Consider the following 26,028-nt stretch of genomic DNA (forward strand, 5'->3'; position numbering starts at 1 on the left):
GCGCCGCTCAGAACGGCAGCGGGCCGACCGCGGATTGCGGCGGCACCGGCGGGAACGCGATCGGCGCGGTCTGGCGTTGCAGCGCATAGCGCACATAGACGCCGGCGTACCACTGGCGGTAGTCGCGCGCGTTGTCGAGCCCGAGCAGGCCGCCCACGTAGAGCTGCTGCGCCGCCTGGTACTCGGCCGATCCGACCAGATTGTAGGCCAGGCCGGTCTTCGACTGGCCCTGGTAGACCGCGCTGGACGAGCTGGTCAGGTTCCGGCTGTTGGCCGTGGCCATCGCCGCGTTGGCCGCCGACTGCGCCGCGGCGTCGGTCGGGAAGTAGTTCGAATCGTCCTCGCGGAAGGCCTGCATGCCCAGCGCGCCGCGCACATGGTAGGCCAGCCGGCCGCTGCGCCCGGTGAGCGACAGCGGCACCGTCACCGCGAAATAGGTCTGCGGGCTGAAATAGCCGCCCTGCCCGAAGGTGAAATAGCGCAGGTTGTCCGCGTAGCCCATCGAGGTGAAGTTCACCCCGCTCATGAGGCGCTGGTCCGGCTTGTCGATCACGCGCAGGTAGAAGCCGCCGCCGCCCTCCCAGCGCGTGTTGCGCTTGACGTCGTGGCCGGTCAGCAGGCCATAGCCGCCGTAGCCGTACAGGCCGAAGAAACCGTCGTCCCAGCCGAGGTCGGCGCGCGCGCTGCTGTTCATCACGCCGCCCCATTGCAGGCCGGTGCGCTCGTCGCGCACGCCCGCGTAGGACAGCAGGCTGTCCGTCACCGGCCGGCGCGAGGCGCCGAGCGACAGCGTGGCGCGCTGCGTGAGCGGCAGGTTGAGCCTGGCGCCGGCATTGACGTCGGTGTAGCGGAAACCCAGCGGCGTGCTGCCGACGTCGGCGGTGAAGCGCTCCGATTCGTAGGCCACGCCGAGCGCCACGCCGAAGGCGTTCTGCGGGCCGGCCGAGGCCGACCGCAGCGGCGCACCGGCCAGGTTCACGGGCGCGCCGTTCACGCCGTAGGCGAGCGGGCCGCCGCCGAAGCGCGAGGCGCTGTTGAAGTCGGCGCCGACCGAGCCGCTGTCCAGCGCCACCGGGGTCACGCGCGCCGCCAGCTTGCCGTTGCCGGCGGCGATCTTGGCTTCGGCCACCACCTGCATCTCGGTGAGCTGGCTCATGCCGGAGTCGCCCGTGCGCCCGCGCAGCATGGGGCCGCCGGCGAGCGTGCTGGCGCGCTGCGCCTCGATCTCGCCGAGTTCCTGCTGCGCGGTGCGGGGGCCGGTCGGGCTGGCCTGCGAGTCCGCGTCGGCCAGCCACGGCGCGCGCGCCTGCGCGCCGAACGGCTGGCGCGCGGGCACGGCGGCAGCGGGTTCGGCGACAGCGGCCACGGCGGCGGGCGCGGCCTGCGCCGGATACTGGTTCGGGTACTGGGCCGCCGGATATTGCGCCGGATATGGCACCGGATACTGGACCGGGTATTGCGCCGGAGCCGGAGACGCGTACTGGGCATCCTGCGCCGCCGCGGTGGCGCGGCTGGCCGCGGTGGCCTTGCCGCGCGTGGCGGTGGTGGCTGCGCGCGCGCGCAGCGGCGCGGGCGCCTGTTGCGGATAGTAGGCCTGCGGCTGCTGGGGCATGGGCGCCGCGGCTGGCGCGCTGCCGGCCGGCACCGGGATATAGGGCTGGCCATACGCCTGGCCGCCGGCGCTCGCCGCCGGCGCGGCCTGCGCCACCGTGGGCGCCGGCACCGCGAGATACGGCGCCTGCGAGCCGGGCGGCGGCAGTTGCGAGACCGCGCGCTGGCCCGGCAGGCCGACGAAGGGATTGGACGGCACGCGGTCGAACCCGGGGGCGCCCGCGCGCGCCCCCGGCGGCGCGCCGGCGGCGGCCTCTGCCGCCACCGCGGCGCGGAAGTAGTCCGCCGCGCGCGAGGTCTTGCCCTCGGCGCGGTAGAGCCGCCCGGCGGCGGTCAGCACCTTGGGCGACTTTGGCGCCTGCGCCAGCGCCATCTGCAGCGTGCCCTCGGCCCAGCTGAATTCCTTGGCGGCGGTGGCGGTGCCGATCGCGGCCAGCATCAGGTCGAGGTTGCGCGGGTCTTTTTCCAGCACGCTCTCGTACAGCGCGAGCGCCTGCTTGTTGTCGCCGGCCTGCGCGTACATGCGCGCCAGGCTGGCGCGCACGGCGCCGTTGCCGCCGCGCTCGGACAGCGCCGGGGCCAGCATGTCGTAGGCGGCCACGAGGTCGCCGCTCTCGGTGAGCGCGTCGGCCTGGCGCACGATGTAGGCCACGCGCAGGTCGTCGTAGTCCTTGCGCTGCTGCGGGTTCAGCGCCGCGCCGGCGAGCTGGCGCAGCACGCCGGCCAGCTCCACGTCCTGGCGGGTCTTGAGCAGGATGGCGGCGTATTGCAGCTGCATGCCGGTGTCGGGCCGCGGCGTGCGGCTCATCACGCTGCGCATCAGCGCCAGCGCGCGCGGCTCGTCGCCGGCGTCGGCATAGGCCAGCGCCAGCGCGCCGAGCTGGTCGGCGTCCTGCTGCGCGTAGCGTTCGGCGTCCTGCAGCACGGCGCGCGCGGCGGATTGCTGGCCGGCGGCGGCCAGGCCGCTGGCGCGCTCGGCCTCGGCATGCACCCACAGGCGGCGCTGCAGGGTGCCCATGTCGCGCGTGCGGCTCTGCGGCGGCACGCGCTCGAGCGCGTCGAGCCCGGCCTGCCATTCGCCGGTCTCGGCGCTCAGCAGCGCGCTGGCGTAGAGCGCGTCGGGCATGTTGGGGTTGGACAGCAGCAGGCCGTCCATGATGCTGCGGGCCTGCTCCTTGAGGCCCATCGACGCATAGGCGCGCGCCGCGTCGAGGCGCACCCACGGGTTGGTGGGGTCGGCCGCCATCGCGTCTTCGAGCGCGCGCCGCGCGCCGGCGGTGTCGCCGCGCTGCAGGGCCGCGCGCGCCTGGCCGCGCGCCTCGTCGGCGCGCAGCCTGCCGAGCGAGCCCACTTTCTCCTGCTGGGCCGGCGTCAGGTCCTGCACGATGGCGAGCGCCTCGGCGCCCTTGTTCTGCGCCGACAGCACGCCCACCAGCCCGCGCGTGGCGTCGGGGTTGTCGGGCTGCTGCTTGAGCACGCGCCGGTAGGCGGCCTCGGCCTGCGCGTACTGGCCGTCCTCGGCCATCACGTCGGCCAGCGCCACCTGCGCGGACGGCTCGCGCGCGTCGAGCTTGACGGCGCGCTCGAGCAGGCGGCGCGCCTCGGCGCGGTTGCCGCCGTTGCGCGCGGCGGTGGCCTGCTCGGACAGCAGCCAGTAGGTGGCGCTGTTCTGCGCGCTGCGGTAGCGCGTGCCGGCGCCGCGCCGGGCGGCCTGGTCGAGGAAATCCACCGCCTCGGCGAACTTCTCCTGCTTGAGGCGCAGCACGCCCATGCCGCCGAGCGCGTCGGCATCCTCGGGGCGCTGCGCGAGCGCGGCCTGAAAGCGTTCGCCGGCGCGCTCCAGGTCGCCGGCGTCCAGCGCGTCGAAGCCCTGCTGCACGATCTGGCGCGCCGGGTTGGCGGCGGCGCCGGCACCGGCGCCGGCCGCGCGGGTGGACTCCTGCTGCTGCTGCGCCTTGACCGCGTCGAGCTTGGCGCGGATGGCGGCGTCGTCCGGATGGCCGGCCAGCCAGGCCTGGTACAGCGGCGCGTCGGCCGGGCGCCCGCCCAGCCAGGTCAGCGCGCGCTGCCAGCTCTGCGCGGCGGGGCCGGCTACGTCGGTGCCCTTCGAGAGCGCCTCGAGCTGGCGGATGCCTTCGCGGCGCGTGGACTCGCGGTAGGTGAGGTGCTGCGCCAGCGCGAGCTGCGCGCGGTTGTCGGCGGGGTTGGCGCGCGCCAGCTGCTCGAGGCCCTTGCGCGCCGCTTCCCAGCCCTGCGCGGTGCCGCCCAGGGTCTGGTAATACTCCAGCGCGAGATCGCCCTGCGGCACGGCGCCGCCGGCGGCCTGCTGGTAGCGCCTGACCGCTTCCTCGCCCTGGCCGCTGCGCGCGAGCTGGCGGGCCTGCTCGATCTGCTGGCTGGTGCCGCCGCCGCTGATGATCTGCGTCAGGCGCGCGATCTGCGGCGAGCCGGGCTGGGCCTTCTTCAGGCGCTCGAGATAGGCGCGCGCGCCGTCGGCGCGGCCGGCCTCGGCCTCGGACACGCCCATGCCGTAGAGCGCCTCGGGCTGGCTCGGGTTGAGCCGCAGGATCTTCTGCCACGCTTCGGCGGCGCGGTCGCCGCGGCCGCGCTCCTGCCAGTACTTGCCCTGGTCCACCAGCAGCTTGACCGGGTCTTCCTGCGCGGCGGCAGCGGTGGCAAACGCGGCCAGCAGGCTCAGCGCGAGCGTCTTCGCGCGCCGCCTGCCGGCGGCCTGCCCGCGCGCCGCGGGCATCGTGCGTCCGTTCATGGCCGGGCGCTTGCGGTTCTGCATGTCTTCTCCCACTCCAGCTCCAGTTGGCCCGAGGGCGCGAACCGGTAGCGGCCTTCGGCAAAGCCGAGGCCGAATAATCCCAATACGGTGTCGTAGTACGTGGCCGCGGACTTGCCGCCGGCGGCGTCGAGCATGGTCTCGGCGCGCGCGCGCTGCACCGCCGCGGCCGGCGAGCCGGCGGCCTGCAGGAACGGCACCAGCGCGGCGGAGAAGCCGGCCGGGCCGTCGCCTTCGAGCGCGCCGCCGTCGGCGTGCATGCGCTCGGGCGGCGCGGCGCGGCCCGCCATGCGCTGCGCGTGCGGCGCCAGCGCCTTCATCAGCGCGCGGCCCGCGGCGTCGCCGCGCGGCGTCATGCCGGCCCACAGGTAGACGCGGATGGCGTCGTAGCTGCTCACGTCGCCCTTGACCGGGTCGGTGAGAAAGCCGGTGCCGCCCTGGTCGGCGCGGTAGGCGGACCAGTCCGGCACGATGCCCTGCCTGGCCACCGCTTCGGCCAGCCGGCCGGCCTGCGTGGCCAGCGTGCCCCACGGCCCGGACGGGTCGGCGCCGGCCAGCCGGCGCAGCAGCGGCACCGGCAGGTAGCTGGCATTGAGGCGCCACTGGCGCGGGCCGTCTTCGCTGCCCTCGGCAAACCCCTGCGGAGCGGGCAGCAGCATGGCGCCGAAGCCGGGCAGCGACGCCACTTCCTGCTGCGCCGCCAGCTTGAGCAGCGCGCGCGCCTGCGTGGCGTAGCGCGGCTCGCGCCACAGGCGCGCGGCCTCCAGCAGCGCGAACGCGAACCACAGGTCGGCGTCGGAGGCGGCGTTGGCGTCGATCACGCCCCACGAGCCGTCGCCGCGGCGGCCCCACTGCCACGCGGGCAGCTTGTCCTGCAGGCTGCCGGCGCCGAGGTTGGCGATGCTCCACTGCCACAGGCGGTCGAAGGTGGCGCGGTCGTTGGCGACCAGCGCGAACACCATGCCGTAGGACTGGCCTTCCGAGGTGCTGTGCTGCTCGCGCGTGGACGGGTCGAGCACGCGGCCGTCGGCTTGCACGAAGCGCGCCAGGAACTGCTGGTACAGCGGCCACGGGCAGGCCGCGGGCGCGGCCGCCGCGGCGCCGGCCCAACCACCCAGCGCGCCCAGCGCGCCCAGCGCCGGCAGACCCGCCAGCCAGCGCCGGCGCGACCGGTTCACCATCATTGCACCCCCTGGTTGCGCCGGTTGGCGCGCGCGCGCAGCGTCAGGAACAGCAGCGTCGCCAGCAGCAGCGCGGCGGCGCCGGTCATCAGCACCAGCGCCAGCGGGCGCCGCGACAGCCACCATTCCACGTAGGTCCACGGCGCCAGCCTGCCCACGTAGTAGTTCTGCTCGGCGGCCAGGCTGTCGACGTCCTTGCCGTGCACCAGCGCCAGGCTGCCCTGCACGTGGACCACCTGGTCGGGGTCGAGCAGCGCCTCGGTCATCGCCTGCAGGCCCTGCGGCGCGTTGCTGACCAGCGCCACCACGCTGCGCCCGGAGGCCAGCGGCGACTCGAACGCGCTCAGCGCGGCGTCGGTGCCGGCACTGGTGAGCGACAGGCGCGTCTCGACCGGGCGGTCGCGCGTGACGTCGGCGCCGTTCCACCAGCCCGCCACGGTGGACACGATGTCGGACATGGTGAAGCGCTTCTCGTTGCCCGCCAGCGAAACCGGCATGCGCTCGGCCCACTGCGTGAACAGCGGCTGGTTCTGCGTGGTGCCGATCACCAGCAGGTCGCGCGCGGCCTGCTGGGCGACCTGCGCCGCGCCAGACACGGCCACGCCGGTGGCGGGATAGCCGGTGGACTCGCCCATGCGGCCCATCAGCGTGAGATAGGCCGTGTAATCCTCGGCGCCGGGCTTGTCCGGCAGGATCACCGCGGTCTCGGACAGGTCGGCCAGGCGCGTGAACGGGAAGCCGCTGTTGCCGAACACGGCCAGGTCCGGCAGCGCGATGAAGTGCGACAGGCCGGTGATGTCGATGGTCGAGTCCGGGTCGATGGCGCCCTTGACGTTGTCGAGCATCACGTCCTTGCAGGCGCCCTGCTTGAGGTAGTCGTAGTAGAAATGGAACTGCAGCTGCGACTGCGCGGGCAGCATGAACAGCGGCAGCGCGATGCGCTCGTGCACCGGCACGGAGCCGTCCGGCAGCACCTTGGCCAGCAGCTGGCTGGCGCGGCCGTCCTGGTTCTTGAGCGCGCGCAGCGGATAGGCGCGCAGGAACTGGCGGTTGACGTTGACGTTCAGGGTGGACTTGTCCACCACCGGGCGCGGCGTGTAGCGGTAGTGCAGGTCGATCGGGATGCCCTTGTCGCGCCAGCCGAACAGGTCCGGCGGCAGGCGGAAGTTCACGCGCACCAGGTCCGGGTTGTAGCCCGAGACGTTGAGGTCGCGCACCTCGGTCAGCTCGCCGAAGCGCACCGGGCGGTCGCTGCGGATCCAGTTGGGCGCGTCGTAGGGCACGCGCGGCGCGACCTCGTCGAAGCGCGAGATGGTGGCGCTCTGCCCGGACAACGCGCGCGCGCCCAGCGTGAGCGCGCGCGCGGCGGTCTTGAGCTCGGCGCTGTCGCGGCCCATCACCAGCAGCAGCTTGGCGTTGGCGTCGCCCGGATTGGGCACCACGGCCAGCGTCGGGCCGCCGATGGCGGGCAGCGCCACGCCGGCGGGCTTTTCCTCGCCGGTGACGAACACCACCGCGTTGCCGCTGGCCGGCACCTGGTTGAGCAGCGCGCCGAACGACGCGCCGCGGTAGCCGGCCAGCGCGCCGAACCACGACGACACCGCGCCCGCGGCCTCCAGCGTGGCCGCCGACGGCGCGCCCGCGAACACGAACGGCAGCCGCAGGCGGCCGACGTCGCGGCGGTCGAAGAACGGCAGCGGCAGCAGCGACAGCTCGTTGGCCAGCGCCGCCGGCGCCACGGTCAGCTCCAGCACGCTGCTGTTGCCCACCGTGGCCCACAGGCTGGAATGGAACGGGTCCTCGCAGTCGGTGGTGTAGTGGCCGACCAGCTCCAGGTTGAGACGGTTGAATTCCGTGATCAGGCGCGGCTCGATGGCGAGGTCGCGCTCCTGGCTGGTGCCCGCGCCCTCCTTGGGCACGGGCACGCTGGCGGCCACTTCGCCGTTGACCATCACGTTGATGTGCGACAGCGCCGGGATCAGCGCCGGCGAATAGGTGTAGCGCAGCTTGAGCCGGGCGGCGGTCACCACTTCGTCGGCGCGGATCGAGAACGGCACGCCGTTGATGGCGTCCACGCCGCGCAGCTGGAACGGCGCGTCGGCGCCGAGCTGCTTGAGCGTGAACTGCACCGTGCGGCTGGCCGCGCGCGGCGCGGTGGCGGCACCTGCGGCGCCGGCGGGGATGGCGGTGGCCGCCGCGGGCGCCGGCGGGACCACGGTGTCGCGGCTGGTGTCCGGCAGCGTGGCGCGCTGGGCGCCGGCGGGATGCGCCGCCAGCAGGGTGAAGGCGAGGATGGCGCCCAGGCGGGTCAGCGCGGGCAGGCGTGGTTTATGGTTCAGGCGCATTCGTCTCTTGAGCCGGTGGTCCGTGGCGTGTGTGCCGGGCCGGGCCCGGGCAGATGGTCAGTTGGTGGAGGCGCCGGGCTCGGGGCGGCGCAGCAGCCGGCGCATCTCGCGCCCGAGATGGAACATCATGTTGTGGAAGCCGAGCATGCCGATGCGCAGGATCTGGCCCGCGGCCAGCCCCGGCGCGTCCAGGCGCTTGCGGCCCCAGGAGCCGACCCACGCGTCGGCGCGCGCGAAGGTGCACTGGATGAAGGCCATCTCGTCGCGCGGGCTCATCTCGCCCAGCACCAGGCCGGTGTGCGACTCGCCCTGAAACACCACCTTGGCGGGGAACATGTGCTCGTCGTCCTGCAGGTACAGCGAGATCTGCACCGGCTCGCCCACCGTCGCCGTGACGCCCGGCGGCAGGCGCATGCCGATGCCGCCTTCGGCGAAGTCGATGGTCTCGCACACGGTGGTGCGGCCGTCGGCGAAATGCAGCGTGGCCGGCAGCGTCATCGCCACGCGGTGCGCCACGCGGATCTGCCGCGTCTCGCTGGCCACGGCGATGGAGGCGCCGAGGATGACGAGGTTGTAGCAGGTCCAGATCAGGTTCAGCACCACCGTGGTGGCCTCGAACTGGTTCCACAGGAACAGCCGCAGCAAGCCCACCCCGATGCCCAGCAGGTTGAGCAGCAGCAGCACCAGGTAGGGCCGCGAGATCTCCCAGTCGAAGTAGGCTTCCTCGATCACCCCGCCCTTGGGCGTGACGTTGAACTTGCCCGCGGCCGGGTTGAAGAAGGCCACCAGCACCGGCCGCATGATGTACCACGCCAGCACCGACTCGTACACCTCGTTCCAGAACGAATGGCGGAACTGGCCCTGCACGCGCGAGTTGGTCATGTTGGCGTGCAGCAGGTGCGGCAGCGCGAAGGTGGCGATGGTCAGCGCCGAGGCCTGGATCACGTGCGCGCCGAACAGCAGGTAGGCCAGCGGCGCGGTCAGGAACACCAGCCGCGGCAGCCCGTAGAAGAAGTGCAGCATGGCGTTGAGGTAGCACATGCGCTGCCAGATCGTCAGCCCGGGGCCGAGCAGCGGGTTGTCGAGCCGGCAGATCTGCGCCATGCCGCGCGCCCAGCGGATGCGCTGGCCGACGTGCCCGGACAGGCTCTCGGTGGCCAGCCCCGCCGCCTGCGGGATCGCCAGGTAGGCGGTGCCGTAGCCCTTGCGGTGCAGCTTGAGCGCGGTGTGCGCGTCCTCGGTCACGGTCTCCACCGCGATGCCGCCCACCTCCAGCAGCGGCGCGCGGCGGATGATGGCGCACGAGCCGCAGAAGAAGGTGGCGTCCCACAGGTCGTTGCCGTCCTGCACCAGGCCGTAGAACAGCTCGCCCTCGTTGGGCACTTCCTGGAACGTCTGCAGGTTCTTCTCGAACGGGTCGGGCGAGAAGAAATAGTGCGGCGTCTGCAGCATGGACAGCCGGCGGTCCTTGAGGAACCAGCCCATGCAGATCTGCAGGAAGGAGCGCGTGGGGATGTGGTCGCAGTCGAAGATGGCCACGTACTCGCCGCTGGTGTCCTTGAGCGCCTCGTTGATGTTGCCGGCCTTGGCGTGGCGGTTGTGGTTGCGGGTCACGTGGGTGACGCCGACCTTCTCGCAGAACGCGCGGAATTCCTCGCGCCGGCCGTCGTCGAGCACGTAGACGTTGATCTTGTCGCGCGGCCAGTCCAGCGACATGGCGGCGAACACGGTGGGCTTCACCACCGAGAGCGGCTCGTTGTAGGTGGGGATGAAGACGTCCACGGTCGGCCAGGTAGCGCTGTCCGCCGGCATCGGCACCGGGCGGCGCTGCAGCGGCCACGCGGTCTGGAAGTAGCCCAGCATCAGCACCGTGAAGGCATACAGCTCGGCCAGCACCAGCCCGATGCCGAACACCGCGTCGAACAGGCCGCCCAGGCCCACGGTCTCGGTCAGCCGCCAGTACATATAGCGGCTGGAGGCGATCACCGACAGCACCACCATCACCAGCGTGGCGAGATGGCCCTTGAGCCGGTTGAGCCATACGGCAAGCGCGAAACACACCGCGGCGAAGCCCACCTGCTGCCAGAAGTCCAGCGGCACGGTGGCGACCAGCGCGAACAGGCACAGCGCGACCACCAGCGCCAGCACGCGCATCGGGATGCTGTCCCACAGCGGCATCTCGACGAAGGCGAGGCCCAGGCGCCGCGCCGTGGCCGACAGCGCGTTGGGGCGGGTGGCCGCCGGCGCCGCGGCCTTGCCGGCGGCGGCGGCGGCCTTGCGGGCAGCGGTCTTGCGGGATCTGGCGGGCTTCACGCGGCTTCTCCATGTGCGGCCAGCGCCTGGCGCAGCCGGTCGGCACAGCGCAGCAGGTCGTGCGTGGCCTGGCTGTGGGGGTTGTATTCGAGCACGCTGCGGTCGTAGGCGAGCGCCTCGGCCACGGCCTGGTCCTGGTGGACCACGCCGAGCACGCGCTCGCCGAGCTGGGCGCGCAGCGTCTGCACCACGTCCTTGCCGAGCTGGCGGCTCACGTCCACCTGGTTGATCACCAGCACGTGGCCCACGTAGTCGGGCCGGCCTTCGCAATACGTGCGGATCAGGTCTTCCATCAGCGGCAGCGCGGCATAGGAGGCGGCATCCGGCAGCGCCACCATCACGCACACCTGCGCGCACGACAGCGCCTGACGCATGTAGGGCGAGGGGCCGGGCGGGGTGTCGATCACCACGATGTCGTCGTGGCCCAGGCCCAGCGCGCCGAGCTGCGCGCGCAGCCAGCCGGGATGGGTGACGAGATGCGCTTCGAACGCCGAGCGGTCCGCCTCGTTGAGCGCGCCGAACGGCATCACCAGCGCGCTCGAGCGGCCGCGGTACAGGCTGGGCTCCCAGGGCTCGCCCGCCAGCGTGGCGCGCGCGTGGCCGCCGACTTCCTGCGGCGGCATGCCGAAATGCAGCCGCAGCGCGTTCTGCGGGTCCAGGTCGACGGCGAGCACGCGCTCGCCGGCGGCGGCCAGCGCCTCGGCAAGGTTGGCCGACAGCGTGGTCTTGCCCACGCCGCCTTTGGCCGATACGACGGCAATGATTTTCACGAGCGGTTCAGCCGGTCTAGGAATGAGCGTCGTCCGGGCGCGCGTTCGGCAGCCGGGGCCGGTTCCGGGCGGCCTTCGAGCCGTGCGAAGATCCGCGACAGCTCGGTGCCCGCGGCGGGCGCCGGCGAGGCAGCGGGCGCGAACGGCACGGACGATATGGACGGTATGGACGACAAGAGCGGCGCAGGCGGGGCGGGCGGCGGCGCAGGCTCCCAGGCCGGCGGCTGAAGCGGCGCGGCCACGGCCGGCGCCGCATCGGCCGCGCGCGCCGGCGGCGGCGTGCCGCCGGGGGTGCGGAAGCGCGGCTCCATCGCCGCGGCAGGCGCCAGCACGGGAGGCTTGCCAATCACTTTTTCCACGGCAGCGACCGGCGGCTCGGCCGGGGCGCGCCAGAACGGCGCGGCCGCGGCGCCGTCCTGCGCCGGCGCGCCGGCCGGCTGCACCGGCGGCACCGCGGCGGCGCGGTCCACCCGCACGGACGACAGCAGCGGCCAACGCTCGCGCGCCTGCGCCGCCTCGTCGTCGCGCACGATCTCCTGGTAGGCTTCCGCCTTGCCGCCAAAGCGCTCGAACAGCTTTGACAGGTCGTCTGACTGACTCATGATTGTTGCTCACACGGAAAGAAAGTGGCCCGGCGCCTGCGTTCCGGGCCCGGGCGCGCGTCAGCGGCCGAAGCGGAATTCCACGCTTCCGGTCGCGTCCATCGGCGTGCTTTGGCTGACTTTCAGGGATTCGGATGAGCCCAGCATGCGGAACCACTGCTGGTACGCCCCTTCCAGGAACGCGGCAGACCAGCCATCGGCTGACTCGCCCAGCGCTACTCTGAGCGGCGCGCAGTAATGCCGGATCACCAGCGCGCCGCCGGCGTCCTCGATGCTGGCCCAGCCCCAGTCCACGTCCAGCCAGATCTGGGCGATCGCCCGCTCGAATTCGGCCAGCGTGGCGCAGGCCCCCGGGTCGAAACGTTGCGCGAAACGCACACCGACGCGCCGCATCATCGCGCGCAGGGTGGCAGGATCCGTCACCTCGGCCAGTTCTTCGGCGAGTGCGGACAAAACGTCACGCCATTGCGAGGAGCAATGCCGCTCGCTCAGATACTGCAGAATTGCCTGATTCACACCCAAAAACCCCGTTCAGATTCCCAATTATCGTTTTTTGTATTGTGAAGCCCATTTTCAGTCCAAGGCATGTCCGGCGGCAAATGCTGCGCGCGCAACGGCCTCCCTGGAGCGAACCATGTTTCATCTCTACAACAAACGAACCGCCCCTTAGGGTCCATGCCATCCCGGTCACGGGCCGGGCCGGACGGCCCGGGCGCCCGCCACATCGGAACAGTCTTAGCAGACTGACAGCTTACGAACGCCCCGGGAAGTCTCCCCCCGCCGAAGCGGGGAAAGCCTCGCCGGTGATCTGGAAGGCACCGGCCGGCGGTGTTTTTGGGGTGGGGAGCGGGATTGCAGCGGGATCGCGGCGGGAAGGACGCCGGGCGGGACCCTGCGCCGCCGGAGCCACCGCCGGCGGGAAGACCCGCGCGCGGCGGAAACGACGAGGCCAGTCGCGCGGACTGGCCCCGGGGAGCCGCGCGCGGGCGGCGCGGCGTGGAAGGCGCGGCGTGGAAGGCAGGAAAGGCCGGCCCTCCCGCGGCGGAATCAGGCGGTCGCCAGCACGCTGGCGATGGCCTGCGCCACCGCCGCGACGTTGCCCTGGTTCAGCCCCGCCACGCACATGCGGCCCGAGCGCAGCAGGTAGACGCCGTGCTTGTCGCGCAGCACGTCGACCTGCTCCGCGGTCAGGCCGGTGTAGGTGAACATGCCGCGCTGGGTCAGGTAGCGCGACAGCGCCTCGCCGCCGACGTGCGGGCGCAGGTTGTCGTGGATCAGCCCGCGCATGGCGGCGATGCGGCCGCACATGGCCTTGAGTTCTTCCTCCCACTGCGCGCGCAGCGCGGGGGAGCCCAGCACCCGGGCCACCACGCGGGCGCCGTGGGTGGGCGGGTTGCTGTAGTTGGCGCGCACGGTGCCGGTGAGCTGGCCCAGCACGCGGCCGGCCTCGTCGGCGTCGCGGCAGACCACGCTCAGGCCACCGCAGCGCTCGCCGTACAGCGAGAAGTTCTTGGAGAACGAATTCGCCACCAGGCACGGCACTTCCTGCGCGGCCAGTTCGCGCACGGCGAACGCGTCCTCGTCGAGGCCGGCGCCGAAGCCCTGGTAGGCCATGTCGACGAACGGCAGCAGGTCGTTGGCCTTGAGCAGCGCGATCACCTTGCGCCACTGATCCTGGTCCAGGTCCACGCCGGTGGGGTTGTGGCAGCACGCGTGCAGCAGCACGATGCTGCGGCGCGGCAGCTCGCGCAGCGCCGCCATCATCGCGTCGAAGCGCAGCCCGCCGGTGGCGTCGTCGTAGTAGGGATAGGTGTTGACGGTGAAACCGGCGCGCTCGAAGATCACGCGGTGGTTTTCCCAGCTCGGGTCGCTGACCCAGACCTGCGCCTGCGGGAACGCGCGGCGGAGGAAATCGGCACCGACGCGCAGCGCGCCCGAGCCGCCGAGCGTCTGCAGCGTGGCGATGCGCCCGGCCTTGCGCGCCTCGCACTGCTCGCCGAACACCAGCGCCTGGACCGCGTCGCGGTAGGCGGCGTTGCCCGCCATCGGCAGGTAGGGGCGCGGGCCGAGGTCGGCCAGCAGTTCGGCCTCGGCCTGCGCCACGGCCTTCATGACCGGCAGCCGGCCCGCATCGTCGAAATAGATGCCGATGCTCAGGTTGACCTTGTCGGTGCGGGGGTCGGACTGGAAGCTCTCGTTCAGCGAGAGGATGGGATCGCCTGGGAAGGCCTCGATGTGTTCGAACATGGTGCGCTCAGTGGGTGGTGCGACGAAGATGCAGCCGGCATTGTAGGACAGGCGCCGGGCAGCCGGGGCGGGGCGCCCCGGCGCTCGCGCTCAGACCTTCAGCGTGCCGCGCTCGATCTGGTCGCGCTCCAGCGACTCGAACAGCGCCTTGAAATTGCCTTCGCCGAAACCTTCGTCGCCCTTGCGCTCGATGAACTCGAAGAACACCGGGCCGAGCGCGGTCTTCGAGAAGATCTGCAGCAGCAGGCGCGGCTTGCCGCCTTCGGTGGTGCCGTCGAGCAGGATGCCGCGCGCCTTGAGCTGCTCGACCGGCTGGCCGTGGCCCGGCAGGCGCTTGTCGAGCGCTTCGTAGTAGTAGTCGTTGGGCGCCGTCATCAGCGGCACGCCGGCCATCTGCAGGTTGTCGATGACTTCGATCAGGTTGTCGGTCAGGAAGGCGATGTGCTGGATGCCCTCGCCGTTGAAGGCCATCAGGAATTCCTCGATCTGGCCGCTGCCCTTGGACGATTCCTCGTTGAGCGGGATGCGGATCTTGCCGTCCGGCGCCGTCATCGCCTTGGAGGTCAGGCCGGTGTATTCGCCCTGGATGTCGAAGTAGCGGATCTCGCGGAAGTTGAACAGCTTCTCGTAGAAATGGGCCCAGTAGGCCATGCGGCCGCGGTAGACGTTGTGCGTCAGGTGGTCGATCAGGCGCAGGCCGTGGCCCGGCGGGCGGCGCTCCGCGCCTTCGACGAATTCGAAGTCGATGTCGTAGATGGACTTGCCGTCCTCGAAGCGGTCGATCAGGTACAGCGGCGCGCCGCCGATGCCCTTGATCGCGGGCAGGCGCAGCTCCATCGGGCCGGTGGCGATTTCCACCGGCTGCGCGCCCAGCTCCAGCGCGCGCTTGTAGGCCTTGTGCGAGTCCTTCACGCGGAAGGCCATGCCGCACGCGCTCGGGCCGTGCTCGGCCGCGAAGTACGCCGCCGGGCTGTGCGGCTCGCGGTTGACGATGAAGTTGATCTCGTTCTGGCGGTACAGCAGCACGTCCTTGGAGCGGTGGCGCGCCACCAGGCTGAAACCCATCTGCTCGAACAGCGGTTCCAGGAGGTTGGGCGTGGGCGAGGCGAATTCCACGAATTCGAAGCCCATCAACTGCATCGGGTTTTCAAAGAGGTCTGCCATGATCGGGGGCCAGATGAACGGGGGAAGGGGGCGGCGTCCGGCAAGCGGCGAAGGCGGCGTGGCTGCCGCGCGGGCCCGCGGGACGTCTCTGTCTTGGTCCATGTTCCTGCCGGTGCGCCGGAGACTGCAACGCCGTCAACAGGACCATAGGTTGCAGAGAGTTTATTGGCTAGCCCGGGGAATGTAATAGCGAAATCGGGAAGGGATAACCCTATTGTCCGCCATGAAATAGCGCCGATATTTTCGATTTGAGCATGGAAATGCGCGTCCTGTCCCGGCCCGCGGTCCGCGCCTGCGCGCATGGCCCGCGCCGGACGAACGCCGGGCAGCCCTCCGCGCCCGCTCCGGAAACCTCGAAGCGTACCCGTTTCTGCGTGCTGGTCTTGCGCCGCCGCGCGCGGCGCCGGATCGCGCGAACGCGCGGCGCCAGACCGCCCGCATGGCCACCTGCGCGGGTGGCGCATTGCGCGCCGGGGGCCGAAACGGACCGCGCCGCGCCCGCGCCGGCGGCAAAGCGTACCCGTTTCTGCGTGCGGTCGGTGCGTGCTCAGCCGATCGCGCCGCCGCCGACCACCAGCACCCTGGCGTTCTTGAAATCGGGAAACATGGCATGGCTCCTTGAGAAAGCAAGACGAAAGCAAGACGAGGAAAAAGCGCGCCGATGCGCGGCGTGGCGCATCGCAATCGCAATCGCATGCCGTCGATTATGGCCATTGCGCGGCGGCCGATCATCCATGCCGGATTGGAAGCACTGTTGGCAGGGATTTGATAATGGGCCGGCGCGGCGCGTCCAGGCACGGCCCGCGCCAGCACGCACGCCGCGCCGCCGCTACAATGCTGCGGTGCAGCTTGGTCCCGTCCGGGGCCGCTGGCGCATCGCCTCGACCGCTCCAAGACTCCCTTCCGCCATGAAGCCCCTCCTGCTGGTCCTCAACCACGTCCAAGACGAACACCTCGGCTGGATCGCCGAGCAATACGATGTGCTGTACGCACCCGACGACGCGGCCCGCGCCGCGCGCATCCGCGCGGACGGCGCGCGCATCCGCGCCGTGCTGACCATCGGCTCGGTCGGCCTGAGCGCCGCCGAGATCGACGCGATGCCGGCGCTGGAGCTGGTCTGCGCGCTGGGCGCGGGCTACGAGAACATCGCCGTGGCGCATGCCCGCGCGCGCGGCATCGTGGTCGCCAACGGCGCCGGCACCAACGACAGCTGCGTGGCGGACCATGCCGTGGCGCTGCTGCTGGCCACGGTGCGCGCGCTGCCCGCGCTGGACCGCGCCACGCGCGCCGGCCAGTGGCGCACCGAGCTGCCGCTGCGGCCCAACGTGTCGGGCAAGCGCCTGGGCATCGTGGGCCTGGGCACCATCGGCCGGCGCATCGCGCAGCGCGGCCTGGGCTTCGACCTGGAGGTGGGCTATCACAACCGCTCGCCGCGCGAGGACGTGCCTTACCGCTATTTCGGCGACGTGGGCGCGCTGGCCGAGTGGGCCGACTACCTGGTGATCGCCACGCCCGGCGGCGCCGGCACGCGCCACCTGGTGGGCGCCGAGGTGCTGGCGCGGCTCGGGCCGCACGGCTTCGTGGTCAACATCGCGCGCGGCAGCGTGCTCGATACCGCCGCGCTGGCGGCGGCGCTGCGCGCGGGCCAGCTGGGCGGCGCCGGCCTCGACGTCTACGAGACCGAGCCGGAACCGCCGGTGGCGCTGTTCGACTGCCCCAACGTGGTCCTGACCCCGCACGTGGCCGGCTGGTCGCCGGAGGCCATCGATGCGTCGGTGCGGCAGTTCGTCGAGAACAGCCGCCGCCATTTCGCCGGCGAGCCGGTGCTCACGCCGGTCGGCTGAAGCCGGCCCCGCTCAGGCCGCGGGAAACACCACGCGCACGCGCAGGCCCGGCGCCGCGTCTTCCAGCAAGACGCGCGCGCCGTGCGACTGCGCGATCTCGGCGACGATGGCCAGGCCCAGCCCGCTGCCGCCGGTGGGCGCCTCGGGCACGCGGTAGAAGCGGTCGAACACGCGCTCGCGCTCGGCGGCCGGGATGCCGGGGCCGTCGTCGCGCACCACCAGCTCGACCAAGCCGGCGCCGCCGGTAGCGGCCACGTCGACCTTGCCGCCGGGCGGCACGTAGCGCAGCGCGTTGTCCACCAGGTTGGTCAGCAGGATGCGCAGCGCGTCCGCGTCGCCGCGCACCAGCGCCGGGCCGGCCGCGCCGTCGGCATCCACGCCGAGGTCGATCCCGCGGTCGAGCGCGGCCTGGGTCATCTCGGCCACCACGCCGCCGGCCAGCGCGCGCAGGTCCACCGGCTCGTGCGCCGGCGCTGCCGCGCCCGGCTCCTGCCGGGCCAGCGTGAGCAGCTGCGCCACCAGGTGCGTGAGCCGCTCCAGGCCCTGGCGCAGCTTGCCCACGGCTTCGCGGCGCGCCTCGGCGGAATCGGCGCGCTCCACCAGTTGCGCCTGCAGTTGCAGCGCGGCCAGCGGCGTGCGCAGCGCGTGCGCGGCGTCGGCGACGAAGGCGCGCTGGGTGTCGATGGCGTGCGACAGGCGCGCCAGCAACTGGTTGAGCGCCTCGGTCAGCGGCGCGATCTCGTCGGGCATGCTGGTCACGGCCAGCGGCGAGAGCGCGTTGGCGTCGCGCTGGCGCACCCCGGCGGCGATCTCGCGCAGCGGCCGCAGGCCGCGCCCCACCGCCACCCACACCAGCCAGCCCAGCAGCGGCAGCAGCAACAGCAGCGGCGTCACGGTGCGCAGCGCCATGCGCGCGGCCACCTCGCTGCGCGCCGACATGGGCTGGGCGATCTGCACCACGGCCGGCCCGAGCTGCACGCTGTAGATGCGCCATTCGCCCTCGTCGGTGCGCACGTTGGAAAAACCGAGCTCGGCGCGCTGCGGCAGGCGCGGATGCGCCTGCGACAGGTACAGGCTGCGGCCCGAGCCGTCCCAGATGTGGATCACCACGTCCTCGTCGGCGTGGAACAGGCTCGCACCCGGCTCGGGCTGCGCGAACGAGGGCATCACCGGATCGGCGAACTGGCTGGGCAGCGCCGCCGCCACCTGCTTCATCTGGTAGTCGAACAGCGCGTTGGCCTCCTGGCGCGCCTGGCCGTAGATCAGCGCGGTGGCCATCAGGATGCCCGCCAGCAGGCCGAGCGCCAGCCACCACAGCAGGGTCTTCTGGATGGAGCGCATCAGGCCGGGTCTCCGGGCGCGGCGGCCTCCGGCCTGGGCACCACGTAGCCCACGCCGCGGATGTTGCGGATCAGCGCCGCGCCGAACTTCTTGCGCAGCGCGTGGATGTAGACCTCCACGGTGTTGCTGCCGACCTCGTCGCCCCAGCCGTACAGGCGCTCCTCGAGCTGCGTCACCGACCACACCTTGCCGGGGCGTGCCAGCAGCGCGGACAGCAGGCCGAACTCGCGCGCGGACAGCCTGACCGGCTCGCCGGCGAGCGTGACCTCGCGCGTGACCGGATTGAGCACGATCTCGCCGTAGCGCAGCAGCGGCTCGGCGCGGCCCTGCGCGCGGCGCACCAGCGCGTGCATGCGCGCGGCCAGTTCCTGCAGGTCGAACGGCTTGACGAGGTAGTCGTCGGCGCCGGCGTTGAGGCCCGCCACGCGGTCGGCCACAGCGTCGCGCGCGGTCAGGATCAGCACCGGCGTGGCCACGCCGCGCGCGCGCAGCGCGGCCAGCACCTCCAGCCCGGAGCGGCGCGGCAGGCCCAGGTCGAGCAGGATCAGCGCGTAGCAGTCCTCGCCGTCCGGCCCGCCTTGCTGGGTCGCCGCGGCCAGGCCCGCCTCGCCGTCCTGCACCCAGTCCACCGCAAAGCCTTCCTGGCGCAGCGCCACTTTCACGCTGTCGCCGATCATGGCGTCGTCTTCCACCAGCAATACACGCATGTTCAGGTCCGCATCAGCATCAGGCCGGGTCGGCGCGCGCGCCGTGCGCCAGCGCGTCGGCCAGCGCCTGCGCCAGGCCCGGCAGCGCGGGGAAGCCGGCGGTAATCACGTAGACGGGCACGCTCTCGAGGTAGGCGCCCATGCGGCCCTTGGCGACGAAGCGCGCGTTGAAGGCCGACGCGCGCAGCGCCGGCACGAAGCGCGGCACGATGCCGCCGCCGAGGTAGACGCCGCCGCGCGCGCCGAGCACCAGCGCGACGTCGGCCGCCACCGAGCCGAGCAGCCCGCAGAACACCGCCAGCGCGCGCCGGCACAGCGGATCGCCGCGCACCAGCGCGCCGTCCGTGACCTCGGCCGGATCGAGCCGGCGCGCCGGGGGCGTACCCGTTTCTGCGTGCAGCGCGGCATGCGTGAGCGACAGCCCCATGCCCGACAGCAGGCGCTCCGCCGACACGCGGCCGAAGGCCTGATGCGCGGCGCGCCAGGCGATCCATTCGTCGTCGGTGTCGGGCATCAGCTCGATGTGGCCGCCCTCCCCGGCCAGCGCCACGGCCGGGCCGGCGCGCGCCGGCACCAGGCCGGACACGCCCAGCCCGGTGCCGGGCCCGACCAGCGCCAGCGGCGCGTGCGGCACCGGCGTGCCGGCGCGCAGCGGCGCCACGTCCTGCGGGCCGAGGTGCGGCAGGCCGAGCGCGAGCGCGGTGAAGTCGTTGAGGGCCACCAGCAGGTCCAGCCCGAGCGCGCGCTGCATCTCCGAGATCGAGAACGCCCAGGCGTGGTTGGTCAGCTTGACGCGGTCGCCCGTCACCGGGTTGGCGAGGCCGACCGCGGCATGGCGCGGGCGCGCGGTGCCGGGCGGCACGCGGTCGAGGTAGTGGCGCATGGCGGCTTCGAGCGAGGCGAAGTCGGCCACCTTGAGCGCGGTCACGGGGCCGATGCGCTGCGGCGCGGTTTCCAGCGCGAAGCGCACGTTGGTGCCGCCGACGTCGCCGAGCAGGCGTGGGAAGCTGGGCATGGTATCGGGCGGCATCAGGCGGAAAAGACATCGGTGCCGTGGCGGTGCCGGCTCATCACCAGGCTGACCGGCAACGCCGGGGTCGGCCCCTGGCAGGCGCGCGCGAACACGGCGGCCTTGGCCGCGCCGGCGAACGACAGGAACACGCGCTCGGCCGCCAGCAGCGCCGCGAGGTTGAGCGTGATGCGCGCGTGCGGCGCCGCGCGCGGATGGGTGACGAGATAGCCCGGGCGCGGCTCGGACAGCGCGTGCTCCAGTTCCGGCGCCTCCGGGAACAGCGAAGCGGTGTGGCCGTCCTCGCCCATGCCCAGCACCACCACGTCGGGCTGGCGCCAGGCCGCGTCGAGGCGCGCCACGGCGCTGGCGGGATCGGCCGCCTCGGCCTCGCTGTTTACCAGCGGCACGAAGGCGGCGCTGGCGGCGGCCTCGCGCAGCAGGTGGCGGCGCACCAGCGCGCCGTTGCTGTCCTCATGGTCCGGCGGCACCGCGCGCTCGTCGACCAGCGTGACGGTGACCGCCTCCCAGCGGATGGTGCGGTAGCGCAGCCGCTCGAAGAAGGCCACCGGCGAGCGCCCGCCCGACACCGCCAGCACCGCCCAGCCGTTGACGCCGATGGCCAGTTCCAGCGCATGGCCGACCGAGATCGCCAGCGCTTCGGCCAGGTCCATCTCGGAGGTATGTTCGAAGCGTCGCATGCGGGTCTCCCGTGGGTTGGTCTGCCTGCGGCGCGGCGGCGGGTTGCCGCGCGGCCGCGCCTGCCTGTCGTCGGCTGCCTGTCTCCTGCCGCCGTCCTGCGCGGTGCTCACACCTCCTCGTGCCACAGCGCGCCGTCGCGCGACATCAGCGCGGACGACGCGGCCGGGCCCCAGGTGCCGGCGGTGTAGGGCTTGGGCGGCACCGTGCTTTCCTCCCAGGTGTCGAGGATCGGCTCGACCCAGCGCCACGCCTGCGCCTGCTCGTCGCGGCGCACGAACAGGCCCAGCCGGCCGCGGATGACGTCGAGCAGCAGGCGCTCGTAGGCGCCCGCGCGGCGCACCTTGAACGAGTTGGCGAAGTCCAGGTCGAGCGAGGTCGGCGTGAGCGCCACCGTGTCGCCGGGCTGCTTGACCAGGAAGTACAGGCGGATGCTCTCCTCGGGCTGCAGCCGGATCACCAGCCGGTTCTGCGGCGAGAGCGTGAGCGGGCGCGGGAAGATCGCGTGCGGCACGTCGCGGAAGTGGATCACGATCTCCGCCACGCGCGACTGCATGCGCTTGCCGGTGCGCAGGTAGAACGGCACGCCGGCCCAGCGCCAGTTGGCGATCTCGGCCTTGATGGCGACGAAGGTCTCGGTGCGGCTGTCGGCGGCGATGCCCTTTTCCTCGAGGTAGCCCGGCACCGGCTTGCCGCCGGCGGCGCCCGCGCGGTACTGGCCGCGCACGGTCTTCTCGGCCACGTCCTGCGGCAGGATGGGCTTGAGCGCCTTGAGGATCTTGATCTTCTCGTCGCGGATGCTGTCCTCGGACAGGCTGGTGGGCGGCTCCATCGCCACCATGCACAGCAGTTGCAGCAGGTGGTTCTGCACCATGTCGCGCAGCGCGCCGGTGCCGTCGTAGAAGTCGCCGCGCGTCTCCACGCCGAGCTCCTCGGCGATGGTGATCTGCACGTCCTGCACCCACTCGCGGCGCCACAGCGGCTCGAACAGCGCATTGCCGAAGCGGATCGCCATCAGGTTCTGCACCGACTCCTTGCCCAGGTAGTGGTCGATCCGGTAGATCTGGTCCTCGGCGAAGAACTGCGCCACCGCCGAGTTGATGGCGTCGGAGGATTGCAGGTCGTGCCCCAGCGGCTTTTCCAGCACGATGCGCACATTGCGCTGGTTGAGCCCGGTTCGCGCCAGTTGCTCGCAGATGGGCACGAAGATGTGCGGGCCGGTGGCGAGATAGCAGACCACCACCTCGGGCGCGCGCTGCAGGACCGTGCGCGCCAGCGTGTCGAAGTGGCCGGGCTCGCGCGCGTCGACCTGCACGTAGGCGATGCGCGCGAGGAAGGCGGCCCAGGCCTCGGGCGGCGCGTGCTCCAGGCCCGGGCGCACGCTCTGCTCCAGCGAGCCGGCGTAGTCCGCGGTGCTCAGCGGATGGCTGCCGGTGGCGAGGATGCGGGCATTGGGGTGCAGCAGTCCGGCGCAATGCGCGTCGAACAGCGCCGGCAGCAGCTTGCGCCGCGCCAGGTCCCCGGTGCCGCCGAACAGCACCATGTCGAAATCGGGCATGCTCACCCTGAGCTCCTTGTCGTGACCAGCGTGATGGCGGCGCGCGGCACCGCGTGAGTTCCGGCAAGTTTACGTGAGTCGCCGCCGCTTGGCGAGGCTGGCCGGGGCTAGGTGCCCAGCAGGTCCACCCACAGCGTGCGCGCGTGCAGCTGGTAGCTGCGGGTGGCCTCGATCAGCGCGCGGCGCGGCGCCGGATCCATGATGGCCTCGGGCAGCAGCGGGTCGCGCACGATGGCGCGGATGATGGCGCGGCCCACCAGCATGCTCTCGCGCGCGCCGGCGTCGGGCGCCATGCGCGCGAGCTTGGCGCGGCTGCGGTCGAGCTGCGCGAGCGCGCGGCGGTAGGCCGACTGCAGCGCCGGCACGTCCCACAACTGCACCATGCGCGTGGCGGCGTCCACGTCGAACTCGCGGCCCACGAACAGCAGGCTGGCGCCGGCCATGCCGAGCCGCGCCAGCTTGGCGCGCATCGCGGTGGCGCCGCCGGCGAGATTGTCGGGCCGCACGTTGATGGCCGCCGCCAGGGGCCGGAAGCCGCACAGCGCCAGCGCGCGCGCATGGTGGCGCCAGGCGGTCTTCTCGGCGCGCGCCACGGCCGCGTCCTGCACCACCAGCCAGCCGCCGTTCCACTGCTCCAGCCGGCTTTCCTTCTCGAACCAGTGCTCCACCTCGTTGTAGACCGGGTTGCCTTCCGGCACCGCGGCGTAGCAGCCGCGTTCGGTCTTGACGATGCGGCCCTGGCGCTGCAGGCGCGTCAGCGCCACCCGCACGCTGGGCGTGCCGATGCCCATGACCTCGGCGCCGCGCGCCAGCGCCTGGACCGGCAGCGTGCGCTCCGGATGGCCGAACAGCAGGTCGATCACCAGGTCGGTGGCCGAGGGCTCGCGGATCTCTATCTCATGCATGGACGGAAAAGGCGGCGATGGAGCGGGCATTGGCGGTCGCTCGGGGTCGTGGGGCCGTGGGGTATACGAGAAATATTTCTTCGCCTGACATACAAATATGATTCAACGAAATATCTGGTTTGCTCGACAAAACACGGAAACCGCCACTTTGGCACAACTTTGCTAACTTCACCCATCGAGGATGCGCGCATGGACAGCACCGCCAGCCCCCATGTCAGGACCGAGACCGACGGCCCGGTCTTCACCGTCATCCTGGACCGCGCCGACAAGCGCAACGCCGTGGACGGCCCGATGGCGCTGGCGCTGCGCGCGGCCTTCGCGCATTTCGAGGCCGACCCGGCGCTGCGCGTGGCGGTGCTGTGGGGCGCGGGCGGCCACTTCTGCGCCGGCGCCGACCTGGGCGCGGTGGGCGACCCCGCGCGCCGCCACGAGCTGGACCCGCGCGGCGGCGGCGCGGGGCCGATGGGGCCGAGCCGGATGGCCTTGTCCAAGCCGCTGATCGCCGCGGTGAGCGGCTACGCGGTGGCCGGCGGCCTGGAGCTGGCGCTGCTGGCGGACCTGCGCGTGGCCGAGCGCGATGCCGTGTTCGGCGTGTTCTGCCGGCGCTGGGGCATGCCGCTGATCGACGGCGGCACGGTGCGGCTGCCGCGCATCGTCGGCATGGGCCGGGCGCTCGACATGATCCTGACCGGGCGCGCGGTGCCGGCCGGCGAAGCGCTGGCGATGGGCCTGGCCAACCGTGTGGTGGAAAACGGCCAGGCGCGCGCGGCGGCCGAGGCACTGGCGCGCGAGCTGGCCGCGTTCCCGCAGCGCTGCATGCTGGCCGACCGCGCCTCCGCCCACGCGCAGTGGGACCTGCCGCTGGCCGACGCGCTGCGCGCCGAAGGCGCGGGCGGCGTGCCGGTCGTGTTCGCGGAAGGTATACCCGGCGCGGCGCGCTTCGCCGGCGGCGCCGGGCGGCACGGCAAGTTCGCGGACTGAGCGCGCGCGGCGCCCGCGCGCAAACCCGGGCGTACCCGTTTCTGCGCAAAAAGATCCATGAAAACAACGGCGAAGAAACCAGCCCGTGACGGCCGCCACGCCTGGACCTGTCTGCGCGGCGCGGCCCGCGCACGGCCGCTGTGCCCGGTGAACGCCGCATGACGTATACGCTGGGTATACGCAGGTAAACCGCAAGTAAGCGCCCTCGGCGCGAGGTGGCGGCATCGTGCGCCGGCGCGCCGGGCACATGCCGACATCGCGTCATGCCGGCGGTGAACCGCGGCACGCCCGCCGTCATGTGACGCCAAGCGCTGACCGACCCGCTCTTGTATGCTACGGCTATTGCCGCCGACGCCGATCGAGCCTCTCATGAGCCACAAATCCCGGACCCTGCTGCAGTCGATCTTCAGCCACCCGCTCAGCAACAACATCCACTGGCGCGAAGTGGAGACCCTGCTGCAGCAGCTTGGCGCGACGGTCGAGCCCATCCAGGGCGCGCGCTTCCGGGTGGTCCTCAACGAGCATGAGTTCTACCTGCATCATCCGCACCACGGCAACGTCTGCGCCAAGCAGGAAATCAAGCACCTGCGCGATTGCCTCACGGCCGCGGGCGTGAGCCCGCCCGGCGACGACAAATAGCATCGGGAAAAACAACAAGCGCGGGATGGGACCACCGCAGGCCCTCCCCGCGCCGCGCATCGCATTTCACCATCTCACCATTTCAGCCAACCGGATCTTCCCCCTTCATGACCGAGCATTCCGCTTCCTCGTCCGCCGCCTTGCCCGCTACCTTGCCCGCCACCCTGTCCGATTTCCCGATCACCCGCAAATGGCCCGCGCAGCATCCCGGGCGCATCCAGCTCTACTCGCTGCCGACGCCCAACGGCGTGAAGGTGTCCATCATGCTGGAGGAAACCGGCCTGCCGTATGAACCGCACCTCGTGCGCTTCGACGCCAACGACCAGATGTCGCCGGAATTCCGCTCGCTCAATCCCAACAACAAGATCCCCGCGATCCTCGACCCCGATGGCCCGGACGGCAAGCCGCTGGCGCTGTTCGAGTCCGGCGCGATCCTGCTCTACCTCGCCGACAAGAGCGGCAAGCTGATCCCGCAGGACGCGGCGGGCCGCTACGAGACCATCCAGTGGCTGATGTTCCAGATGGGCGGCATCGGCCCGATGTTCGGGCAGCTCGGTTTCTTCAACAAGTTCGCCGGCAAGGACTACGAGGACAAGCGCCCGCGCGACCGCTACGTGGCCGAGGCCCGGCGCCTGCTGGGCGTGCTCGAAACCCGCCTCGCGGGCCGCGCGTGGATCATGGGCGACCAGTACACCATCGCCGACGTCGCCACGTTTCCGTGGGTGCGCAACCTGATCGGCTTCTACGAGGCGGGCGATCTGGTGGGCATCCAGGACTTCCCGAATGTCACGCGCGTGCTGGAAGCGTTCGTGGCACGGCCGGCGGTGGCGCGGGGGCTGAATATTCCGAAGCGGGATTAGGCAGGCGCTCGGCATGCCGCAGGAAGACTGACCCGCCGGACCCCGGCATCGCCCCAAGAAAAAGCCCGCGCCGGCGTCATGCCGGGCGGGCTTTTCGTTCACCTCGCGTTGGCCGCTATGCGACCGCTTGCGCCATCTTGACCGGCACCGGCGCGTAGTGGTCGAACTGCATGCCGAAGCTGCCGCGTCCCGAGGTCAGCGCGCGCAGGCTGCCGATGTAGCCGAACATGCCGGCCAGCGGCACGTGCGCCTCGATCACGGCGCCGCCGCCGCCCTGCTGCGACTGAGCGCGCACCACGCCGCGGCGGCGGTGCAGGTCGCCGATCACGTCGCCGACGTGGTCGGCGGGCGCGCTCGCTTCCACCGCCATGACCGGCTCCAGCACCACGGGCGCGGGGGGGGGGGGGGGGGGGGGGGGGGGGGGGGGGGGGGGGGGGGGGGGGGGGGGGGGGGGGGGGGGGGGG

At 72.2% G+C, this 26,028-nt stretch carries 20 protein-coding genes and 1 pseudogene; 4 read left to right on the forward strand and 17 right to left on the reverse strand.

Going from position 1 to position 26,028, the window contains the following annotated elements:
• Positions 1-7: 7 nt before the first annotated feature.
• The 10 genes from AC3WXD_RS21470 to AC3WXD_RS21515 all read right to left on the reverse strand — a co-directional run bounded on the left by AC3WXD_RS21470 (position 8) and on the right by AC3WXD_RS21515 (position 15,757).
• Positions 8-4,402 carry a cellulose synthase subunit BcsC-related outer membrane protein gene (locus tag AC3WXD_RS21470; protein ID WP_492324654.1) on the reverse strand — a complete coding sequence of 1,465 codons (4,395 nt, stop codon included), beginning with the start codon at positions 4,400-4,402 and terminating at the stop codon, positions 8-10.
• Positions 4,375-5,583: a cellulose synthase complex periplasmic endoglucanase BcsZ gene (bcsZ, locus tag AC3WXD_RS21475; RefSeq protein WP_492324655.1), complete on the reverse strand. Its 1,209-nt coding sequence runs from the start codon at positions 5,581-5,583 to the stop codon at positions 4,375-4,377. Before bcsZ ends, AC3WXD_RS21470 begins: the two co-directional genes overlap by 28 nt.
• Entirely contained in the window at positions 5,580-7,925 is a 2,346-nt protein-coding gene (gene bcsB, locus AC3WXD_RS21480) for a cellulose biosynthesis cyclic di-GMP-binding regulatory protein BcsB (protein ID WP_492324656.1), read from the reverse strand. The genes bcsZ and bcsB overlap by 4 nt, the downstream gene beginning before the upstream one ends.
• A gap of 57 nt (positions 7,926-7,982) precedes the next feature.
• Positions 7,983-10,238: a UDP-forming cellulose synthase catalytic subunit gene (gene bcsA / locus AC3WXD_RS21485; protein ID WP_492324657.1), complete on the reverse strand. Its 2,256-nt coding sequence runs from the start codon at positions 10,236-10,238 to the stop codon at positions 7,983-7,985.
• Positions 10,235-11,008, reverse strand: coding sequence for a cellulose biosynthesis protein BcsQ (gene bcsQ, locus AC3WXD_RS21490; RefSeq protein WP_020206412.1), 774 nt, complete (start codon positions 11,006-11,008; stop codon positions 10,235-10,237). Before bcsQ ends, bcsA begins: the two co-directional genes overlap by 4 nt.
• On the reverse strand, positions 11,005-11,610 hold the full coding sequence (bcsP, locus tag AC3WXD_RS21495; protein WP_492324658.1) for a cellulose biosynthesis protein BcsP: 606 nt from the start codon (positions 11,608-11,610) through the stop codon (positions 11,005-11,007). The genes bcsQ and bcsP overlap by 4 nt, the downstream gene beginning before the upstream one ends.
• A gap of 60 nt (positions 11,611-11,670) precedes the next feature.
• Positions 11,671-12,126, reverse strand: coding sequence for a cellulose biosynthesis protein BcsD (bcsD, locus tag AC3WXD_RS21500; protein ID WP_029043985.1), 456 nt, complete (start codon positions 12,124-12,126; stop codon positions 11,671-11,673).
• Between the two features lie 531 nt (positions 12,127-12,657).
• Positions 12,658-13,857, reverse strand: coding sequence for an amino acid aminotransferase (locus AC3WXD_RS21505; protein WP_059411981.1), 1,200 nt, complete (start codon positions 13,855-13,857; stop codon positions 12,658-12,660).
• Between the two features lie 90 nt (positions 13,858-13,947).
• A complete protein-coding gene (gene hppD / locus AC3WXD_RS21510) occupies positions 13,948-15,021 on the reverse strand; it encodes a 4-hydroxyphenylpyruvate dioxygenase (RefSeq protein ID WP_029043984.1) in 1,074 nt (357 codons plus the stop codon).
• A 547-nt stretch (positions 15,022-15,568) separates the two neighbouring features.
• Positions 15,569-15,757 carry a hypothetical protein gene (locus tag AC3WXD_RS21515; protein ID WP_492324659.1) on the reverse strand — a complete coding sequence of 63 codons (189 nt, stop codon included), beginning with the start codon at positions 15,755-15,757 and terminating at the stop codon, positions 15,569-15,571.
• A gap of 172 nt (positions 15,758-15,929) precedes the next feature.
• Here AC3WXD_RS21515 and AC3WXD_RS21520 point away from each other — a divergent pair, with 172 nt between their 5' ends.
• Positions 15,930-16,865 carry a 2-hydroxyacid dehydrogenase gene (locus tag AC3WXD_RS21520; protein ID WP_492324660.1) on the forward strand — a complete coding sequence of 312 codons (936 nt, stop codon included), beginning with the start codon at positions 15,930-15,932 and terminating at the stop codon, positions 16,863-16,865.
• A gap of 12 nt (positions 16,866-16,877) precedes the next feature.
• Here the strand turns inward: AC3WXD_RS21520 and AC3WXD_RS21525 are convergent, their stop codons facing one another.
• From AC3WXD_RS21525 to AC3WXD_RS21550, 6 genes are all read right to left on the reverse strand, one after another.
• Entirely contained in the window at positions 16,878-18,206 is a 1,329-nt protein-coding gene (locus AC3WXD_RS21525; RefSeq protein ID WP_492324661.1) for a sensor histidine kinase, read from the reverse strand.
• A complete protein-coding gene (locus AC3WXD_RS21530; protein ID WP_492324662.1) occupies positions 18,206-18,913 on the reverse strand; it encodes a response regulator in 708 nt (235 codons plus the stop codon). Before AC3WXD_RS21530 ends, AC3WXD_RS21525 begins: the two co-directional genes overlap by 1 nt.
• 19 nt (positions 18,914-18,932) lie before the next feature.
• Positions 18,933-19,928 (reverse strand): glucokinase, encoded by a 996-nt coding sequence (gene glk, locus AC3WXD_RS21535; RefSeq protein ID WP_492324663.1) that lies wholly within the window; start codon positions 19,926-19,928, stop codon positions 18,933-18,935.
• A 14-nt stretch (positions 19,929-19,942) separates the two neighbouring features.
• Positions 19,943-20,623, reverse strand: a complete 681-nt coding sequence (gene pgl, locus AC3WXD_RS21540) for a 6-phosphogluconolactonase (protein ID WP_454733969.1) — start codon at positions 20,621-20,623, stop codon at positions 19,943-19,945.
• 107 nt (positions 20,624-20,730) lie between these two features.
• On the reverse strand, positions 20,731-22,179 hold the full coding sequence (gene zwf / locus AC3WXD_RS21545; RefSeq protein WP_020204793.1) for a glucose-6-phosphate dehydrogenase: 1,449 nt from the start codon (positions 22,177-22,179) through the stop codon (positions 20,731-20,733).
• Between the two features lie 107 nt (positions 22,180-22,286).
• Positions 22,287-23,084, reverse strand: a complete 798-nt coding sequence (locus tag AC3WXD_RS21550) for a PaaX family transcriptional regulator (protein ID WP_492324664.1) — start codon at positions 23,082-23,084, stop codon at positions 22,287-22,289.
• Positions 23,085-23,273: 189 nt separating this feature from the next.
• On the opposite strand from AC3WXD_RS21550, the gene AC3WXD_RS21555 reads away from it, so the two are divergent.
• From AC3WXD_RS21555 to AC3WXD_RS21565, 3 genes are all read left to right on the forward strand, one after another.
• The gene (locus AC3WXD_RS21555) at positions 23,274-24,065 is read left to right on the forward strand and encodes a crotonase/enoyl-CoA hydratase family protein (RefSeq protein WP_492324665.1); all 792 of its coding nucleotides are present in this window, start codon (positions 23,274-23,276) and stop codon (positions 24,063-24,065) included.
• A 369-nt stretch (positions 24,066-24,434) separates the two neighbouring features.
• Positions 24,435-24,704 (forward strand): type II toxin-antitoxin system HicA family toxin, encoded by a 270-nt coding sequence (locus tag AC3WXD_RS21560; RefSeq protein WP_020204790.1) that lies wholly within the window; start codon positions 24,435-24,437, stop codon positions 24,702-24,704.
• Positions 24,705-24,811: 107 nt separating this feature from the next.
• Positions 24,812-25,564: a glutathione S-transferase C-terminal domain-containing protein gene (locus AC3WXD_RS21565; protein ID WP_492324666.1), complete on the forward strand. Its 753-nt coding sequence runs from the start codon at positions 24,812-24,814 to the stop codon at positions 25,562-25,564.
• 115 nt (positions 25,565-25,679) lie between these two features.
• On the opposite strand, the pseudogene fusA reads toward AC3WXD_RS21565, so the two are convergent.
• Positions 25,680-25,955, reverse strand: a pseudogene (fusA, locus tag AC3WXD_RS21570) (elongation factor G); the annotation flags it as partial.
• Between the last annotated feature and the right edge of the window lie 73 nt (positions 25,956-26,028).

The organism is Cupriavidus sp. FW216-B1 (assembly GCF_058789195.1).

Bases quoted from the DNA above. Each gene is read 5' to 3' on its own strand.
- AC3WXD_RS21520 (WP_492324660.1), top strand. From the start codon at position 15,930: ATGAAGCCCCTCCTGCTGGTCCTCAACCACGTCCAAGACGAACACCTC.
- AC3WXD_RS21560 (WP_020204790.1), top strand. From the start codon at position 24,435: ATGAGCCACAAATCCCGGACCCTGCTGCAGTCGATCTTCAGCCACCCG.
- pgl (WP_454733969.1), bottom strand. From the start codon at position 20,623: ATGCGACGCTTCGAACATACCTCCGAGATGGACCTGGCCGAAGCGCTG.
- AC3WXD_RS21515 (WP_492324659.1), bottom strand. From the start codon at position 15,757: ATGGATGATCGGCCGCCGCGCAATGGCCATAATCGACGGCATGCGATT.
- AC3WXD_RS21470 (WP_492324654.1), bottom strand. From the start codon at position 4,402: ATGCAGAACCGCAAGCGCCCGGCCATGAACGGACGCACGATGCCCGCG.
- AC3WXD_RS21525 (WP_492324661.1), bottom strand. From the start codon at position 18,206: ATGCGCTCCATCCAGAAGACCCTGCTGTGGTGGCTGGCGCTCGGCCTG.
- AC3WXD_RS21530 (WP_492324662.1), bottom strand. From the start codon at position 18,913: ATGCGTGTATTGCTGGTGGAAGACGACGCCATGATCGGCGACAGCGTG.
- bcsB (WP_492324656.1), bottom strand. From the start codon at position 7,925: ATGCGCCTGAACCATAAACCACGCCTGCCCGCGCTGACCCGCCTGGGC.
- glk (WP_492324663.1), bottom strand. From the start codon at position 19,928: ATGCCCAGCTTCCCACGCCTGCTCGGCGACGTCGGCGGCACCAACGTG.
- AC3WXD_RS21505 (WP_059411981.1), bottom strand. From the start codon at position 13,857: ATGTTCGAACACATCGAGGCCTTCCCAGGCGATCCCATCCTCTCGCTG.
- AC3WXD_RS21565 (WP_492324666.1), top strand. From the start codon at position 24,812: ATGACCGAGCATTCCGCTTCCTCGTCCGCCGCCTTGCCCGCTACCTTG.
- AC3WXD_RS21555 (WP_492324665.1), top strand. From the start codon at position 23,274: ATGGACAGCACCGCCAGCCCCCATGTCAGGACCGAGACCGACGGCCCG.
- zwf (WP_020204793.1), bottom strand. From the start codon at position 22,179: ATGCCCGATTTCGACATGGTGCTGTTCGGCGGCACCGGGGACCTGGCG.
- bcsZ (WP_492324655.1), bottom strand. From the start codon at position 5,583: ATGATGGTGAACCGGTCGCGCCGGCGCTGGCTGGCGGGTCTGCCGGCG.
- bcsP (WP_492324658.1), bottom strand. From the start codon at position 11,610: ATGAGTCAGTCAGACGACCTGTCAAAGCTGTTCGAGCGCTTTGGCGGC.
- hppD (WP_029043984.1), bottom strand. From the start codon at position 15,021: ATGGCAGACCTCTTTGAAAACCCGATGCAGTTGATGGGCTTCGAATTC.
- AC3WXD_RS21550 (WP_492324664.1), bottom strand. From the start codon at position 23,084: ATGCATGAGATAGAGATCCGCGAGCCCTCGGCCACCGACCTGGTGATC.